The sequence below is a fragment of the Streptomyces griseiscabiei genome, from assembly GCF_020010925.1.
GTDB lineage: Bacteria > Actinomycetota > Actinomycetes > Streptomycetales > Streptomycetaceae > Streptomyces > Streptomyces griseiscabiei.
Genome location: NZ_JAGJBZ010000001.1, coordinates 1,820,055 through 1,834,133, shown reverse-complemented (window position 1 = coordinate 1,834,133; position 14,079 = coordinate 1,820,055). Strand labels below are relative to the sequence as shown.

The 14,079-nt window shown below is 72.1% G+C and carries 15 protein-coding genes; 3 read left to right on the top strand and 12 right to left on the bottom strand.

What is annotated here, in order from left to right:
- Nucleotides 1-123 precede the first annotated feature (123 nt).
- On the top strand, nt 124-1,116 hold the full coding sequence (locus J8M51_RS08030) for a zinc-binding dehydrogenase (protein WP_086756229.1): 993 nt from the start codon (nt 124-126) through the stop codon (nt 1,114-1,116).
- Between the two features lie 8 nt (nt 1,117-1,124).
- Nucleotides 1,125-2,063: a 3-carboxyethylcatechol 2,3-dioxygenase gene (locus J8M51_RS08025; protein WP_086756231.1), complete on the top strand. Its 939-nt coding sequence runs from the start codon at nt 1,125-1,127 to the stop codon at nt 2,061-2,063.
- A gap of 28 nt (nt 2,064-2,091) precedes the next feature.
- Here J8M51_RS08025 and J8M51_RS08020 read toward each other — a convergent pair whose 3' ends face one another.
- Nucleotides 2,092-2,265 carry a hypothetical protein gene (locus J8M51_RS08020; protein ID WP_256964830.1) on the bottom strand — a complete coding sequence of 58 codons (174 nt, stop codon included), beginning with the start codon at nt 2,263-2,265 and terminating at the stop codon, nt 2,092-2,094.
- A gap of 107 nt (nt 2,266-2,372) precedes the next feature.
- On the bottom strand, nt 2,373-3,350 hold the full coding sequence (locus J8M51_RS08015) for an epimerase (protein WP_086756232.1): 978 nt from the start codon (nt 3,348-3,350) through the stop codon (nt 2,373-2,375).
- An 86-nt stretch (nt 3,351-3,436) separates the two neighbouring features.
- Here J8M51_RS08015 and J8M51_RS08010 point away from each other — a divergent pair, with 86 nt between their 5' ends.
- On the top strand, nt 3,437-3,832 hold the full coding sequence (locus J8M51_RS08010) for a GNAT family N-acetyltransferase (protein ID WP_086756233.1): 396 nt from the start codon (nt 3,437-3,439) through the stop codon (nt 3,830-3,832).
- A gap of 67 nt (nt 3,833-3,899) precedes the next feature.
- On the opposite strand, the gene J8M51_RS08005 is transcribed toward J8M51_RS08010, so the two are convergent.
- The 10 genes from J8M51_RS08005 to J8M51_RS07960 all read right to left on the bottom strand — a co-directional run bounded on the left by J8M51_RS08005 (nt 3,900) and on the right by J8M51_RS07960 (nt 13,953).
- Nucleotides 3,900-4,736, bottom strand: coding sequence for a class I SAM-dependent methyltransferase (locus tag J8M51_RS08005; RefSeq protein ID WP_267299059.1), 837 nt, complete (start codon nt 4,734-4,736; stop codon nt 3,900-3,902).
- Nucleotides 4,733-4,924, bottom strand: coding sequence for a hypothetical protein (locus tag J8M51_RS08000; protein ID WP_086756728.1), 192 nt, complete (start codon nt 4,922-4,924; stop codon nt 4,733-4,735). Before J8M51_RS08000 ends, J8M51_RS08005 begins: the two co-directional genes overlap by 4 nt.
- Before the next feature lie 25 nt (nt 4,925-4,949).
- Nucleotides 4,950-6,788 (bottom strand): ABC transporter ATP-binding protein, encoded by a 1,839-nt coding sequence (locus J8M51_RS07995; RefSeq protein WP_086756726.1) that lies wholly within the window; start codon nt 6,786-6,788, stop codon nt 4,950-4,952.
- Nucleotides 6,785-6,910 carry a hypothetical protein gene (locus J8M51_RS07990; protein ID WP_256964950.1) on the bottom strand — a complete coding sequence of 42 codons (126 nt, stop codon included), beginning with the start codon at nt 6,908-6,910 and terminating at the stop codon, nt 6,785-6,787. The genes J8M51_RS07995 and J8M51_RS07990 overlap by 4 nt, the downstream gene beginning before the upstream one ends.
- Nucleotides 6,911-6,912: 2 nt before the next feature.
- Entirely contained in the window at nt 6,913-7,551 is a 639-nt protein-coding gene (locus tag J8M51_RS07985) for a hypothetical protein (protein WP_086756725.1), read from the bottom strand.
- Entirely contained in the window at nt 7,548-9,503 is a 1,956-nt protein-coding gene (locus tag J8M51_RS07980; RefSeq protein WP_086756723.1) for an alpha/beta fold hydrolase, read from the bottom strand. The genes J8M51_RS07985 and J8M51_RS07980 overlap by 4 nt, the downstream gene beginning before the upstream one ends.
- Before the next feature lie 145 nt (nt 9,504-9,648).
- Nucleotides 9,649-9,936 (bottom strand): hypothetical protein, encoded by a 288-nt coding sequence (locus J8M51_RS07975; RefSeq protein WP_236067477.1) that lies wholly within the window; start codon nt 9,934-9,936, stop codon nt 9,649-9,651.
- A 202-nt stretch (nt 9,937-10,138) separates the two neighbouring features.
- Nucleotides 10,139-11,554 (bottom strand): phytoene desaturase family protein, encoded by a 1,416-nt coding sequence (locus J8M51_RS07970; protein ID WP_086756722.1) that lies wholly within the window; start codon nt 11,552-11,554, stop codon nt 10,139-10,141.
- Between the two features lie 210 nt (nt 11,555-11,764).
- Nucleotides 11,765-13,114, bottom strand: coding sequence for a sensor histidine kinase (locus tag J8M51_RS07965; protein WP_236067478.1), 1,350 nt, complete (start codon nt 13,112-13,114; stop codon nt 11,765-11,767).
- A 149-nt stretch (nt 13,115-13,263) separates the two neighbouring features.
- On the bottom strand, nt 13,264-13,953 hold the full coding sequence (locus tag J8M51_RS07960) for a response regulator (protein WP_086756720.1): 690 nt from the start codon (nt 13,951-13,953) through the stop codon (nt 13,264-13,266).
- Nucleotides 13,954-14,079 lie beyond the last annotated feature (126 nt).

Here is a 14,079-nt window from a genome sequence, read left to right as displayed (position 1 = left end):
CGTTGCGCGACCGACCCGTGCCCCCGATGTCCTGAGGGGCGCGGCCCCGGAAAGACCGACACCCGTGCTGCACACCGGCACAAGCACTGGAGCCCGGCCCCGGCCACCGGTCACCGTGATCCCGTGCTTGCCGCCATCGCCCTCTCCCAGAGCGCCACCGACCCCCTCTCCGGGCTCGCCCTGCGCGACGACGTCCCCCTGCCCGCCCCGAAGCCCGGCTGGTCCCGGGTCCGGGTCGTGGCCTCCTCCCTCAACATGCACGATCTGTGGACCCTCAGAGGCGTCGGCCACCCGCCCGACCGTCTCCCGATCGTCCTCGGCTGCGACGCCGTCGGCTACGACGAGGACGGCAAGGAGGTCATCGTCCACCCGGTGCTGGGCGACCCGGACGCCGGCGGGGGCGACGAGACGCTGGACCCGGACCGCGCGCTGCTGTCCGAGCGGCACGACGGTGCGTTCGCCGAGTGGCTGACCGTGCCGACCCGCAACCTCGTCCCCAAGCCCGCGTGGCTGTCGTTCGACGAGGCCGCCTGTCTCCCGGTCGCCTGGACCACCGCCTACCGCATGCTGTTCACCCAGGCCCGGATCACCGCGGGCGACCGGGTCCTCGTCCAGGGCGCCGGCGGCGGGGTCGCCTCCGCCGCCATCAAACTCGCGGTGGCCGCCGGGGCGGTCGTCTACACCACCAGCCGCAGCGCGGACAAGCGCGCCGAGGCCGTCGGCTGGGGTGCCCGTGCCGCCGTACCCACCGGTGAACGGCTGCCCGAGAAGGTCGACGTCGTCGTGGACACGGTCGGCGAGGCGACCTGGTCGCACTCGCTGAAGTCGCTGCGGCCCGGCGGCACGGTCGTGATCGCCGGTGCCACCAGCGGGACCAACCCGCCCGCCGACCTCGGCCGGATCTTCTACCTCCAGCAGCGGATCCTCGGCTCCACCGGCGGCACCCGCGCCGAACTGGTCGCGATGCTCCGCATGCTCGACGCGACCGGCGTCCGGCCGGTGATCGACCGGACCCTGCCGCTCACGGACATCCACAAGGGCTTCCAGCTCATGATCGACGGCGGGCTGACCGGAAAGCTCGTGATCCACCCCTCGGACTCCCCCTCCCACCGATAGGAACACCCATGCCCGCAGCAGCCGTCGGGCTGTCCCACTCGCCCCTCATCGGCAAGAACGACCCGGAGCCCGAGGTCCTGGCCCGCGTCGGGGAGGCCGTCGACACCGCGAGAGACTTCGTCCGGGCCTTCGCTCCCGACCTGGTCGTGCTCTACGCGCCCGACCACTACAACGGCTTCTTCTACAAGGAGATGCCGCCGTTCTGCCTGGCCACCGAGGCGCACGCGGTCGGTGACTTCGGTACGGCCGCCGGACCGCTGTCCGTCGACACCGCCGCCGCGAAAGCCCTCGCGCAGGGTGTGCTCGACCGGGACATCGACCTCACCGTCTCCGCCCGGATGACCGTCGACCACGGCTTCGCACAGCCCCTCGAAGTCCTCTTCGGCGGTATCGACCGGGTGCCGGTGGTCCCCGTCTTCGTCAACGGCGTGGCCACACCGCTGGGCCCGGTGCGCCGGATCAGAGCCCTGGGCACGGCGATCGGGGAGGCCGCCGCCGCACTCGACCGGCGGGTGCTGTTCCTCGCCTCCGGCGGCCTCTCGCACGACCCGCCGGTGCCCGTACTGGAGGGCGCGCCGCCCCGGGTCGCGGACGCGCTCATCGAGGGCCACGCGCCGACCCCCGAACAGCGGGCGAAGGGCGAGGAGAGGGTCGTCCGGGCGGGCCGCGACTACGCCGCCGGGTCGAGCGCGATGATCCCCCTCAACCCCGCCTGGGACAACCGGCTCCTCGACCACCTCGAACGCGGGGAGCTTACGGAGTTCGACTCCTGGACCGTGGCCGGGATGGCCGCGGAGGCCGGCGGCTCCGCCCACGAGGTCCGCGCCTGGATCGCCGCGTTCGCCTCCCTCACCGCGACCGGCCCGTACGCCATGACCTCCCGCTTCCACGAGGCGATCCCCGCGTGGATCGCCGGGTTCGCGGTGGCCACGGCCGAAGGACGGTGAGAAGGGCGACGTCCGCGCGCCGCGCCGGTCACGACTCCTCGTGGGAGTCGGGTGCGCGGACCTTGCCTGCGGCGACCGGCCGGGGCACGCCCTCGACCGCGGCACAGCTGCCGAAGACACGGTCGTGACCGGTCCAACCGTTGACGTGGCCACGGTTGTTGCTGATCCGCACCCGCTTCCCGGCGGGGTCCAGGGCGGACACCAGGTGCAGATACACCGTGCCCGCGACCCGGGCGAGGACGATGTCTCCACCTCCACCCCCACCTTCGACGGATCGACCGGGGCGACGACCACCCGCCCCCGAATTTCTCACCCCGCCGGGCGGGCGGGGGACGCGATGCCCGTGGGCTTCCGGCCGGCGCTCCGTACGAGGGACGTGGCGGCCTCCTCCCAGTCCGGATGCGCGAACTCGAACCCGGCCGCGCGCAGGCGGCCGGGTGTCACCCGGCGGCTCTTGAGCAGCAGCTCGGTGTCCGAGCGCAGGGCGAACGCCCCCAGTTCCGCCATCCAGCGGGTCGCCGGCAGGCCCACCGGGACGCCCCAGGCCTCGCGCAGTGTCCGCATGAACGCGCGGTGCGGCAGGGGGCCGGGGGAGGAGAGGTTCACCGGGCCGTCGAGGTCGTCCCGGGCGATCAGGAACTCCACCGCCCGTACGAAGTCCTCGCCGTGGATCCAGGAGACGTACTGCGCGCCGCCGGCCACCGGACCGCCCAGCCCGAGGCGCGCCATCCGGGACAGGACGTGGAACACCCCGCCCCGGTCCGGGCTCATGACCATCGCCGCGCGCAACGCCACCTTGCGGGTCGCGGGCGTCGGCGCCTCGCTCTGCGCCCGCTCCCAGTTCTTCGCGATCTCCACGCTGTACGCCCAGTAGTCCGGCACCCCGGCCTCGGCGCCGCCGATCACCCCGGTCGTCTCGTCGTGCGCCGCGTCGAAGCGGTGGGCGTAGACCGTCGCCGTACTCATCTGCAGCCAGACACGCGGGGGACGTGCGGACCCGGCGATCGCCTCCCCGACCACCCGCGCCGAATCCACCCGGGAGTCCATCATGGCCCGCATGTTCTCGGCGGTGTACCGGCAGGAGACGCTGCGCCCCGCCAGGTTGACCACGACATCGCTGCCGTCGATCGCCTCGGCCCAGGGGCCGAGCGTGGAGCCGTCCCAGCCGAGGTGATGCGGTCGCACGGGACGCCTGGTCAGCACGGTCACCTCGTGCCCGGCCGCCGTCAGCGCACGGTCGAGCAATGTTCCCACCTGTCCGGTTCCCCCGGGCAGCACTACCTTCATCGAACCCCCTCGGCTTCGCTCGGCACCAGCGTAACCCTTCATTTTGAACATGTTCAATTGAGTGGGGTGATGTCTATGATCGGGGAGTGACGATCACATACGCGTGGCGGGGCGATTTCGCCGACGCCGACCTCGACGCGCTGCACGCCGACGGCTTCGGACACCCCCTCGGCCGGACCGCCTGGCGCGAACGACTCGAACGGCACAGTCTCGGCTGGGTCTGCGCGCGGGAGGACGGGGCGCTGATCGGTTTCGTCAACGTCGCCTGGGACGGGGGAGTCCACGCCTTCGTCCTGGACACGGTGATGGCGCGGCACCGCTGGAAGAGAGGTGTCGGTGCCGCGCTGGTCGAGACGGCGGCCGGGGAGGCCCGGGGCGCCGGATGCGCTTGGCTGCACGTCGACTTCGAGGAGCGGCTGCGGCCGTTCTACCTCGACGCCTGTGGGTTCGAGGAGACGGCGGCGGGGCTGATGGCTCTGTGATCGCGGGACGCGGGCCGGAGGCGAGGGGGCCGGGGAGACGTCCCGGCCCCCTCCTCGTCCGGGGCGGTCAAGGCTTGACGTAGGTGCAGATGGCCAGCGGGGAGTCGGGGGAGTACGGGGCCGCGTCGGCGGGCCAGTCGCCGAAGCGGCTCTCGGGGACCAGCCCGGCGGCGCGGGCGTAGGCGTCGAACTCCTCCGGGGCGGTCAGCCGGGAGACCTCGGTGCCGACCCGGCTGGTGCCGTCGGACTCGAACCAGACGTGCGAGAGGTGCCACAGCGACCCCTCGGGCAGCAGCAGCGAGTGGCTCTGCAGACCCGTGCCGGGCTCCGGGTACGGCGTGAAGTACGTGGTGCGGGCCCGGCCCTCGTGCAGGGCGAGGATGGCCGGCTTGTTGTGGGTCTCCACGACGAACCGGCCGCCCGGGGACAGCAGATCGGCGGCCCGCCGTACCGCCTGCCGCTGCTCCTCCGGGGTCAGCAGCATCGACAGGGTGGCGCAGATGGCGTACACGAGGCCCACGGTGCGGTCGGCGGTGTAGGTGCGGATGTCGCCGTGCACGGCGTCCACGGGGGTGTCGTCGGTGCGGTCGCGGCGCAGCAGGCCGAGCATCTCCGGGGAGCAGTCGACGCCGGTGACCGGGCCGACGCGGCGGGACAGCGGGAGCGCGACACGTCCGTTGCCGACGCCGAACTCGACGGTCCCCGAGGGCGGGTCGGGGTGGAGGGAGACCAGACGGTCGACCTCGGCGGTGACGGACGCGTCGTCGGGGAAGAGCCGGTGGTACCAGTCGTCGAACTGCCGGCCGTAGCCGATGTCGTCGATGATCTCGCCCGTGGTCGTGCCCGTGGTCGTGCCGGTGGTCGTGAGCCCGTTGAACGTCGTGGGCCTGGTCGGTGTGCTCATGGGTGGTGCCTCCGTTTCTTGGGCGGGGTGGGCCTTGGATGGGTGCTCCGTCTGGCCTGGGCGCAGGCACCGAGCAGCACCACCAGGGCGACGCCGAGGACCGCGGGGGTGCTGACGGCCCGGGTGGTGACCAGGAAGCCGACGATGCCGAGGGCCACCACGAACGGGATCAGCAGGAAATCGTTCATCACACTCTCCTGTCGGGTACTTGGGTCAGGACGCCACGTCGGTGAGCGACTGGATCCGGGCGAGCCGGCGGTAGAGGTCGCTGTGCCGGTGGAGTTCGTCATGGGTGCCGATGGCGTGCACCTCGCCCCGGTCGAGCACGACGATCCGCTGGGCCTCGGTGACGGTGGACAGCCGGTGGGCGATGGCGATGACCGCGCAGAAGTCGGAGATCATGGCGATGCTGTCGCGCAGCGCGTTCTCCGACTCGGTGTCGAGGTTGGCGGTTGCCTCGTCCAGCAGCAGGAACCGTGGCGCCTGGAGCAAGGTCCGTGCGATGGCGAGGCGTTGGCGCTGGCCGCCCGACAACCCCGCGCCCCGGTCGCCGAGTTCGGTGTCGAGGCCGTGCGGGAGCGCGGCGATCACCTCGGTCAGATTGGCCATGCGCAGCGCCTCGGCGATGTCCTTGTCACCGGCGTCCGGCGCGCTGTAGGTGAGGTTCTCCCGGACGGTGCCGCGCAGCAGGGTGTGGTCCTGGTCGACGTAGCCGACGACGGACCGGAGCTGGTTCAGCGGCATGTCGGTGATGTCCGTGCCGTCGATGCGGATCGCCCCGGACACCGGGTCGAAGAGCCGCTCGATCAGCTGGAAGACGGTGGACTTGCCGGCGCCGGACGGGCCGACCACGGCGGTCAGCCCGGTGGCCGGGACCTTGAAGGAGACGTCGTCGAGGACGACCTTGTCGCTGCCGGGATAGGCGAACGTCACCTTGTCGAAGACGAGACCGCTGTCGTACGCGCCCCGGGAGGAGGCACGGGAGCCGCGCTTGCGCTCGGCCGGGGGCTCCGTCGCCCGGTCGCCCTCCACCTCGATCTTCCCCAGCTCGGCCAGGCGGTCGATCGACGCCCGGCCGACCTGGAACTGGGCGATGGAGGTGAACAGCGTCAGCAGCGGCGCCACCAGGTAGAAGAGGTACAGGATGAACGCGGTCAGGTCGGCGGCGCTCATCTGGCCCGTCGCGCTGCGGGCCGCGCCCAGCGCGATGACGACGGTGAGGGCGAGCTGGGTGCCGATGCTCATCGTGGGGTCGAGCAGCGACGACAGGACGGTCACCTTGATCCCGGACTTGCGGGCCTGTTTGGCGATGTCCGCGATGCCCTCCGCCTCCCGGGTCTCGGCGCGGGACGCCTTCACGGTCGGCATCGCGCCGAGCACCCGCATCAGCGCGGAGCCGAAGTTGCCGGTGTCGGTCTGGTTGGTGATCGACACCTTCCGCACCCCGCGCGCCAGCCACAGCGAGATCACGCTGGTGACGCCGAGACAGCCCAGGGTGGCCAGGAGCAGCACCTCGTCGACCCAGGCCATCAGCGCGATACCGCCGACGACCAGGAACCCGTTCTGGATGATGCTGTCGATGGCGTGCGTCATCGTGGTGCGGGCGAGCAGCGTGTCGCTGACCATCCGGGCGAACACATCGCCCTGCTTCCAGCCGCTGTACGCCCGGAACCGGGACCGCAGCAGCCGGGAGGCGAGGCCGCTGCGGATGTCGTAGACGATGTTCTCCCCGGCCAGCCCGATGACGTACGAGTGGAGGGCGCCGAGGACGGCGTCGGCGAGGAACAGGGCCGCCGCGATCATGATCGGCTCGGTCACCGGCTGACCCTGCTCGACGGTGGCCACCAGCGCGCCGATGACCGCGGGCTGTGCCAGGGAGGCAGCGGCACCCAACAGGCCCAGCAGGATGCCGAGTCCGATGAGTCCGCGGTGCCGGCCGAGCGCCCGCCACGGCTTGGCGCCCTTGCCCCACAGCAGATGCAGATGGAGCTGCGGGACCGCCCGGTGGACGGCCCGCGGCCTGGCCGGGGGCCGCGTGCCGACGGGGCTCACTCGGAGTCACTCCCGTCCTGCTTGCGCTCGCGCACCACCTGGACGTACAGCAGGGCGGCCTTGATGAAGCCGATCCCGACCAGGGCGAGGCCGCTGATGAAGAAGGGGTTGTCGAGGCTCATGATCAGGCCCTCACTTCGGTCTTGGCCGAGGAGGCCGAGGAGGCGGCGGAGGACGGGCTGAGCGGGGTCCTCGACGCGTACGGGTCGAGCGGTATGAACGGGGAGACGAACATGAGCCGGGGGTCCTGGCGCAGGTCGTACCCGGTGCCGGAGGCCAGCGCGAACTGGAAGCCCCGGATGTCGTCGGCCGGAGTCTCCTCGGCCGCGATACGGGTGCGGACATGTTCGGTGATCAGCCGGCAGCCGGGGGTGCTGGTGGCCGCGGCGAACCCCTGTTCCAGGCGCGGCAGGATCTCCTGACAGGCGTCGAAGACGGCCTTGTCGGCGCGCCGGGTCGGGAACCAGACCAGATGCATGGGCTTGCGGTCGACGATGCCGCTGGCGTCGCGCCAGGTGGAGGCCGAGCCGTCGCCGCTCACCGTGCGGTACAGGAAGTGGTAGTCGAACATGGCCGGGTGCGGGGCGAAGAACCGCCAGTTCGGCAGGAGGGAGAAGTGGTCCCGGGACCGGACCCGGCTGAAGTCGTGGTGGGGATGCTGACCGGCGAGCGTCAGCAGGAGCATCGCGGCTCCGGCGATCCGCCAGGGGGCACCCTCCCCGGTGAGGGCCTTCCTCAGATACGTACGGGGCAGCGACCTCATCGCGCGCTCTCCTTCCGTGCGGCGGGACGGGCGGGGCGGCCGGCGGAACCGGATCCGGCGGAGGAGCCCGACCGGGCGGCGGGGCCGGTGGGGGAGCGTCCGTCGACGCCGTCGAAGAACGCGAGGATGCGGTCCGTCACCTGGTTCGCGTGGCGGCTGTTGATCAGCATGCTCTCGTGGGTGGCGCCCTCGATGACCACGGTCTCGGCGGGTGCGCGGACATGGGCCTCGGCGAGTTCCCGGTGCAGCAGCAGCTGTTCGGGGCTGCGGTCCACCGTCCGCTGGGCGGAGACCACCAGCGCGGGGACGCCCTCGATCCGGGCGAGAGCCCCGGTGAAGGAGGAGAAGTCGTCGCGGATCGCCTTCCATTCGCGGCGCGCGGCCTCCCACATCCGGGCGTCCGCGTACTGCGCGAACACCTTCTTGCGGTAGGCGTACGGCAGTTCACTGATCCACACCGGGCGGGTGAGGAGGAGGCCCGAGCCCAGCCGCAGTGCCCGGCTGACGGAGGCGAAGTTGCCGGCCAGGCCCCGCTCGATCGTGCCCAGCCCGCTGGTGAACTGACCGGGGTGGGAGGAGTCGAGGTAGACGATCCCCTGGAGGCGGTCGCCCAGCTGCCGGGCGGCGCGGCGGGCGAGTTCGCCGCCGATGGAGTGGCCGACGAGGATCACCTTGCGGTGCGGGGCGACGGCGCCGTTCACGAGGTCGACGAGGTCGTGGACGGACTCCGACAGCCGGAACCCGGTGGTGGCCAGGCGCCGGCTGCCCGCGTAGCCGGCGCGGGCGTAGGTGACGACCCCGTAGCGGGTCTCGTGGCACAGGCGCTCGGCGATCCAGGCGTAGTGCTCGCTGGTCGACAGCAGGCCGTTCGCCAGCACGATCACCGGCCGGTCGGGGTGGCCCGGTGAGTACTCCTCGTACTGGAGCCGGTTGCCGTGCCGGGTGGTGAGGGTGCGGGAGGTGTGCCAGCCCTCGGTGGTGCGCAGCCTGCGGCGTACGGCGGTGACCGCCGCCGCGGCGGCGCCGCCCGCGAGCGCGACGGCGGCGACGGCCCGGGCCCGGTCGTCACGGGCGGCGCCGACGGGGTGGGAGCGGGGGGTCGTGGTGTAGGCGACCAGGGGATGGAAGGCGGGGAAGGCGGGGACGAAGCGGCTGAGTCCCATGAAGTAGCCGTTGGCGACATGGAACGCGGCGGCGCTCGTGATCATGGAGCGGGTCAGCTTGCCGCCCCGGGCGTAGACCAGCGGGAAGAGGCACTCCAGGGCCAGCACGCTGTGCGTGAGCACCTTCGCGGTCCTCGGGTGTTCCACCGTCCAGCGGTGCATGCCCTCGTGCCCGTAGGTACGGGTGCGCATCACTCCGCCGAGCGCGGTGGCGTCCCGCCAGGGCTTGCCGAACAGCTTGACCCAGCCGGAGATCGCATAGGCCATGTTGGCCTGGATCGCGGCGTACCACATCAGCGCGTCCTTGGCGGCGGGGGAGGGCACCACGCGGGCGGCGCCGGTGGCCAGTTGGACCAGCGTGGCGACCTGGTCGGAGCCGTCGCCGCCGTAGTGGTGGCGGGGGGAGAGCACCGCGGAGGAGGCGCCGAGGAAGAGGTTGCCCGCGCCCCGCCAGCGCGAGTCGCCGGGCAGCAGCAGGGCGAGGGCCACGGCGGAGCGGGCGACATGCAGGGCGGTCGTGGTCCGCACACCGCTGACCCCGTCGACCAGACGACGCGTCAGAGGGCCGGCCGCGGCCAGGTTCTGCCGGGCGACCTCCCAGTCGTTCATCCCGCCCTTCTCGATGTCCTTGCGCTGGCTCAGATACTCCAGGGAGGACTGCAGACTGGACACGGCGGCCAGTCGCTCGGAGATGCCGAGGGCACGGTCCCTGCCGACCGGAGCCGGCCCGAAGACCGCAGAGGTGATCCGCCCCGGAATGACGGGAGGGATTTTTCCGCTGAATTTCACGGGCTCCTCTTTCGTGGTAGCCTCTGGGTGCGATTTTTTGCCTCAAGGGGCTTGCTTCAAGGCGCTTGCCTGAAGCCACACTGCCGGGCCAGAACACACCTCTGGCCCGGCAGTTCTCATGTGCTGCGTCGATCGGCGGAGCGGATCAGACGGCGCCGCCGACGGCCGCGGCCTGCGCGTTCGCGGCGTTGGCGACGGCCTGGTTGGCGTCCACCGCCGCGTTGTTCGCCTCCACCGCGCTCGCGGCGCCGACCACCTGGGCGACACCACCGGCGGCCTGGGCCAGGTCGGCCAGACCACCCAGCGCGTTGAGGGCGTTGGCCCCGCTGACCCGGCCGATGCGCGGGGTACCGAGGGTCGGACGAGCGGACGCGAGGATGACACCCTCCACGGGGAGGTCCAGACGGTCCATCGCCTTCGCAATGCTGCTCATTCGCTTTTCCCTTTCGTTTCGAGGGCTTCGGAGAACCTTTTTTCCGTGCCCTTCGAGAAAGAACACTACGGGGGCCCACAGGGGCTTCACATCCAGAAAATTGACGAATTCCTGAGTGGCAGGCTTCGCATGGTCGGGGTGAACTCCGGGCACCACGAAAAAGGCCCGGACCGCGTGGTCCGGGCCTTTCTGGAAAAGGAGATCAACGACGGAGCCGGCGCAATGCCGACGCCGCCGCGTTCGCCCCGCACATACCGTGGGCGCCCGCTCCCGGCGGGGTGGCCGCCGAGCAGATGTACATGCCCGGTACGCCCGTGCTGTAGGGGTCGAGCGCGGCCCGTGGACGCATGACGAGCTGGAAGGCGGTGTTCGCCCCGGCGACGACGTCACCGCCGACGTAGTTCGGGTTGTACTCCTCGAAGCCCGCGGGCGGGCGGACGGCCAGGTCGAGGACCCGTTCGCGGAAGCCGGGGGCGAAGCGCTCGATCTGCGCGACGACCGCCGCCGTGGCGTCGCCGTCGTAGCCGTGCGGGACGTGCGCGTACGTCCAGACCGGGTGGACGTCGCCCTTCGAGCGCCGGGGGTCGGCCAGATACTGCTGCCCGACGAGGACGAACGGCCGTTCCGGCATACGTCCCTGATGGATCGCGCGCTCGCCGGCGGCGACCTCCGCGTAGGTCCCGCCGAGGTGGACGGTGCCGGCCCGGCGGGCCGCCTCGTTGGTCCAGGGCACACCGTCCTGGACGGCGAAGTCCACCTTGAACGCGCCGGGACCGTGCCGGTAGCGGCGGTAGGCGCGGGCCACCCGCACCGGCAGCCGGTCGCCGAGGACGTCGGCGACCGCGCGCGGGGCCAGGTCGAACATGACCACGTCGGCCGGGGGCAGATCGGCCTCGGACCGTACCCGTACACCGGTCTCGATCCGGCCGCCGAACTCCTCGAGCTGAGCCGCGAGCGCGTCGGAGATCGCCCGGGAGCCGCCCGCCGCCACCGGCCAGCCGTGCCGGTGACCGGCGGCGATGATCGTCAGGCCGACCGCGGCGCTCGCCGGCCGGTCGAACGGGCGGAACGCGTGCGCGGCGACCCCGGCGAACAGGGCGCGGGCCTCCTCGGACCGCCACCGCCGGGCCACCGCCGCGGCCGGCAGCAGGGCCCGCGGACCGAAGGCCGCCAGCCGCAGCGGATGCCGCGGCACATGGGTCAGGGGCCGCATGATGTCCTCGGCCAGCGCGTCGTAGCCGTCCGCGAGAGGCCCGAAGACGCGCCGCCATCGGCGGCCGTCGCCGTCGCCGAAGCCGTCGGCGGTCTCCCGCACCGACCGGTGCAGGACCCCGGCGGCGCCCGAGTCGAGCGGATGGACGCAGTCGATGTCCGGCAGACGCCAGCTGAGGCCGTGCCGGCCGAGGTCGAGGCCGCTCAGGAACGGCGAGCCGACGGCCATGGGGTGCGTGGCGGAGCAGTGGTCGTGCAGCAGACCCGGGGTCAGTTCGCTGGTGCGGGTGCCGCCGCCGATGGTGTCGGCGGCCTCCAGCACGGTGACCTCCACGCCCTCCCGGGCGAGGAACACGGCGGCCGCGAGACCGTTCGGACCGCTGCCCACCACTACGGCCGTACTCATAAGGCTCCTGTGTCTCCTGGGCGGTGGACCGGAAAGCGGTGGACCGGGCCCCGGAAAGAGGCCCGGCCCGGGCCGATTCACCACTCTGCGGGACGAGAGAAGGCCGCCCCGGCGCCTTGGAGCTTCGACATTAGAACGTGGTCCGCCCCGGCGCGATTCGCAGAATTGCCTAATTCACGCGCCGGACCGCCCGCCCACGGCTCCCCGTGCCTACCCCGCGTCCCAACTCATGTCCGGTTCGGGCTCCGTGGGCCCGGGCGGCTTGGCGTGCCGTCCGGACGGTCTGCGGGTCGGCGAGGCCGGTGCGGCAGACTCCTCGGCGCTTTCGAGCGCGGCCTCCGTCCGGACCGGGAAGTGGGCGATGAGCCACCAGCCGCCGTCGTCGGCGGGGCCCGAGGTGAGGGAGCCGCCGACGGCCTCCGCCCGCTCGCGCAGCCCGACCAGGCCGTACCCGCCGCGGCCTCCCGTGGGCCGTGCGACCCGCCGCTCCGGCCCCTCGTTGTACACGTCGACCCGGAGCAGGTCGTCGCGGGTGCGGTGGACGCGGACCGTCGCCTGACTGCCCGGTGCGTGCCGACGTACGTTGGTCAGCGCCTCCTGCACCACACGGTGCACCGCGGAGCCGACCTCGGGCAGCAGAACGCTGCGCCGGGCGGCTCCGGTGATCTCCAGCTGGGCGGTCGACCCGTCGCCCTGGCCGCTGAACGCCGAGACCAGTTTGGTGAGTTCGGAGTACGGCTCCTCGGGCCGCTCGATGGAGGTCTGCTCGCCCTCGTCCTCGCGCAGCACCCGGATCAGCCGCCGCATGGAGTCCATGGTCCGCTGCCCGGCCTCGGCGATGTTGGTCAGGATGGGGCCGACCTGCTGCGGCGCGCTCTCGTGGATCACCCCGGCGGCGTGCGCCTGCGCGATGATGCCCGTGACATGGTGGGCGACGAAGTCATGTAATTCCCGGGCGAGTTGGATCCGCTCGGCGAGCCGTACGGCGGCGATCGTACGGCGGCGGCGGGCGTCCAGTGTGCGCAGGTAGCAGCCCGCCCCGACGGCCCCGCCGACCGCGAACGTCAGCAGGAACGGGTAGGTGAGGGTGATGCCCGTGCCCCCGGTGCGCAGGGGTTCGTCGATGACGCTCGCCCCCATCGCGGCGGCCAGGGCGAGGGCGACGCGGGGCCGGGCCACGTTGCGGCAGGTACGGGCGAGCAGGACCAGCATGCACGCCGTCTCCAGCAGCCCCCACTCGGGCATGGCCCACCCCATCAGGGAGGTGCCCAGCGTCACCGCCGACGACAGGCCCGCGCACACCCCCGTACGCCAGGTGATGCTCAGCCGTGCGTCGGGCACGAGCACCAGCGCCAGGGCGACCGGGCCCGTCACGAGCGGCAGCCAGTCGAGAGGACCCCGCTGCTGCGACACGATGATGCCCATGTCGAGCAGCCACAGCACGCCCAGGGCCGGGTACAGGGCCTGGTGGCTCAGCCGGCGCACGGGTGACCGGGGGCGACCGTGGTGGTGTGGCTGGGTCGCTCGTGCCGAGAGTGCCGCGAGTGACGAAGTTGTCATGGAAGTGCAGGCTAGGCATGGACATGCCTCGCCGACAGGCGGTGCATCGTTCTGTGGGGAGTGACACAGATCGACCATGAGATGTTCATAAAGTCACCACCGGCGCGCGGCCCGGTTCACTTTCGGGACGGATCGCGCGCGATCTCGCCTCAACGCGCGGTGCGGACCGTCCCGTTGGCCCAGGCCCAGGCGGCGACCTCGACGCGGTTGCGGACGCCGAGCTTGTGGTGGATGTGGCCCAGGTGGGTCTTCACGGTGGACAGGGACAGACACAGCTCGTCGCTGATCTCCTGGTTGGTGCGGCCCACAGCGACCAGCCGCGCGACGTCCAACTCCCGGCTGCTGAGCGACGATTCGGGCACACCGGTGCCGTCCGCCGGTGCCGAAGCCCGCTCCTCCAGCTGCTTCAGCAGCCGGACCGTCACCCCGGGCGAGACCAGCGCGTCACCGCGCGCCGCCGCCCGGACCGCCTCGATCAGCAGCGCGGGCGCGGCGTCCTTCAGCAGGAAGCCGCAGGCGCCGTTGCGCAGCGCGATGTTGAGGTAGTCGTCCTGGTCGAAGCTGGTGACCACGACGACCTGGGTCGGATGCGTGGCCCCCGGTCCGGCCAGCAGCCGGGTCACCTCCAGCCCGTCCAGCTTCGGCATCCGGACGTCGACGAGGCACACGTCCGGCCGCAGCGCGCGTGCCGCCTCCACGCACGCGAGCCCGTCGGCGGCCTCTCCGACCACCTCGATGCCCTCCTGGGCGTCGAGGATGAGCCGGAAACCTGCCCGGACCAGATCCTGATCGTCGGCGATCATCACACGTGTGGGGGTGCTGCTCACACGTGTGAGCATGCCATGGATCACCTGTCCGGTCCGGCGGTCCGCGGAAGCCGGCGGTCGAACGGCCGTGCCGAATCGGGCGGTTGGCGCGTTCCCGGCGAAAGATGCGCCGCGGGCGGATGGACCGAGGTCGATCGG

Coding starts and splice junctions, on each gene's coding strand:
- J8M51_RS08025 (WP_086756231.1), top strand. CDS start 1,125: ATGCCCGCAGCAGCCGTCGGGCTGTCCCACTCGCCCCTCATCGGCAAG.
- J8M51_RS08015 (WP_086756232.1), bottom strand. CDS start 3,350: ATGAAGGTAGTGCTGCCCGGGGGAACCGGACAGGTGGGAACATTGCTC.
- J8M51_RS08005 (WP_267299059.1), bottom strand. CDS start 4,736: ATGAGCACACCGACCAGGCCCACGACGTTCAACGGGCTCACGACCACC.
- J8M51_RS08000 (WP_086756728.1), bottom strand. CDS start 4,924: ATGAACGATTTCCTGCTGATCCCGTTCGTGGTGGCCCTCGGCATCGTC.
- J8M51_RS07990 (WP_256964950.1), bottom strand. CDS start 6,910: ATGAGCCTCGACAACCCCTTCTTCATCAGCGGCCTCGCCCTGGTCGGG.
- J8M51_RS07985 (WP_086756725.1), bottom strand. CDS start 7,551: ATGAGGTCGCTGCCCCGTACGTATCTGAGGAAGGCCCTCACCGGGGAG.
- J8M51_RS07975 (WP_236067477.1), bottom strand. CDS start 9,936: ATGAGCAGCATTGCGAAGGCGATGGACCGTCTGGACCTCCCCGTGGAG.
- J8M51_RS07970 (WP_086756722.1), bottom strand. CDS start 11,554: ATGAGTACGGCCGTAGTGGTGGGCAGCGGTCCGAACGGTCTCGCGGCC.
- J8M51_RS07965 (WP_236067478.1), bottom strand. CDS start 13,114: ATGACAACTTCGTCACTCGCGGCACTCTCGGCACGAGCGACCCAGCCA.
- J8M51_RS07960 (WP_086756720.1), bottom strand. CDS start 13,953: ATGCTCACACGTGTGAGCAGCACCCCCACACGTGTGATGATCGCCGAC.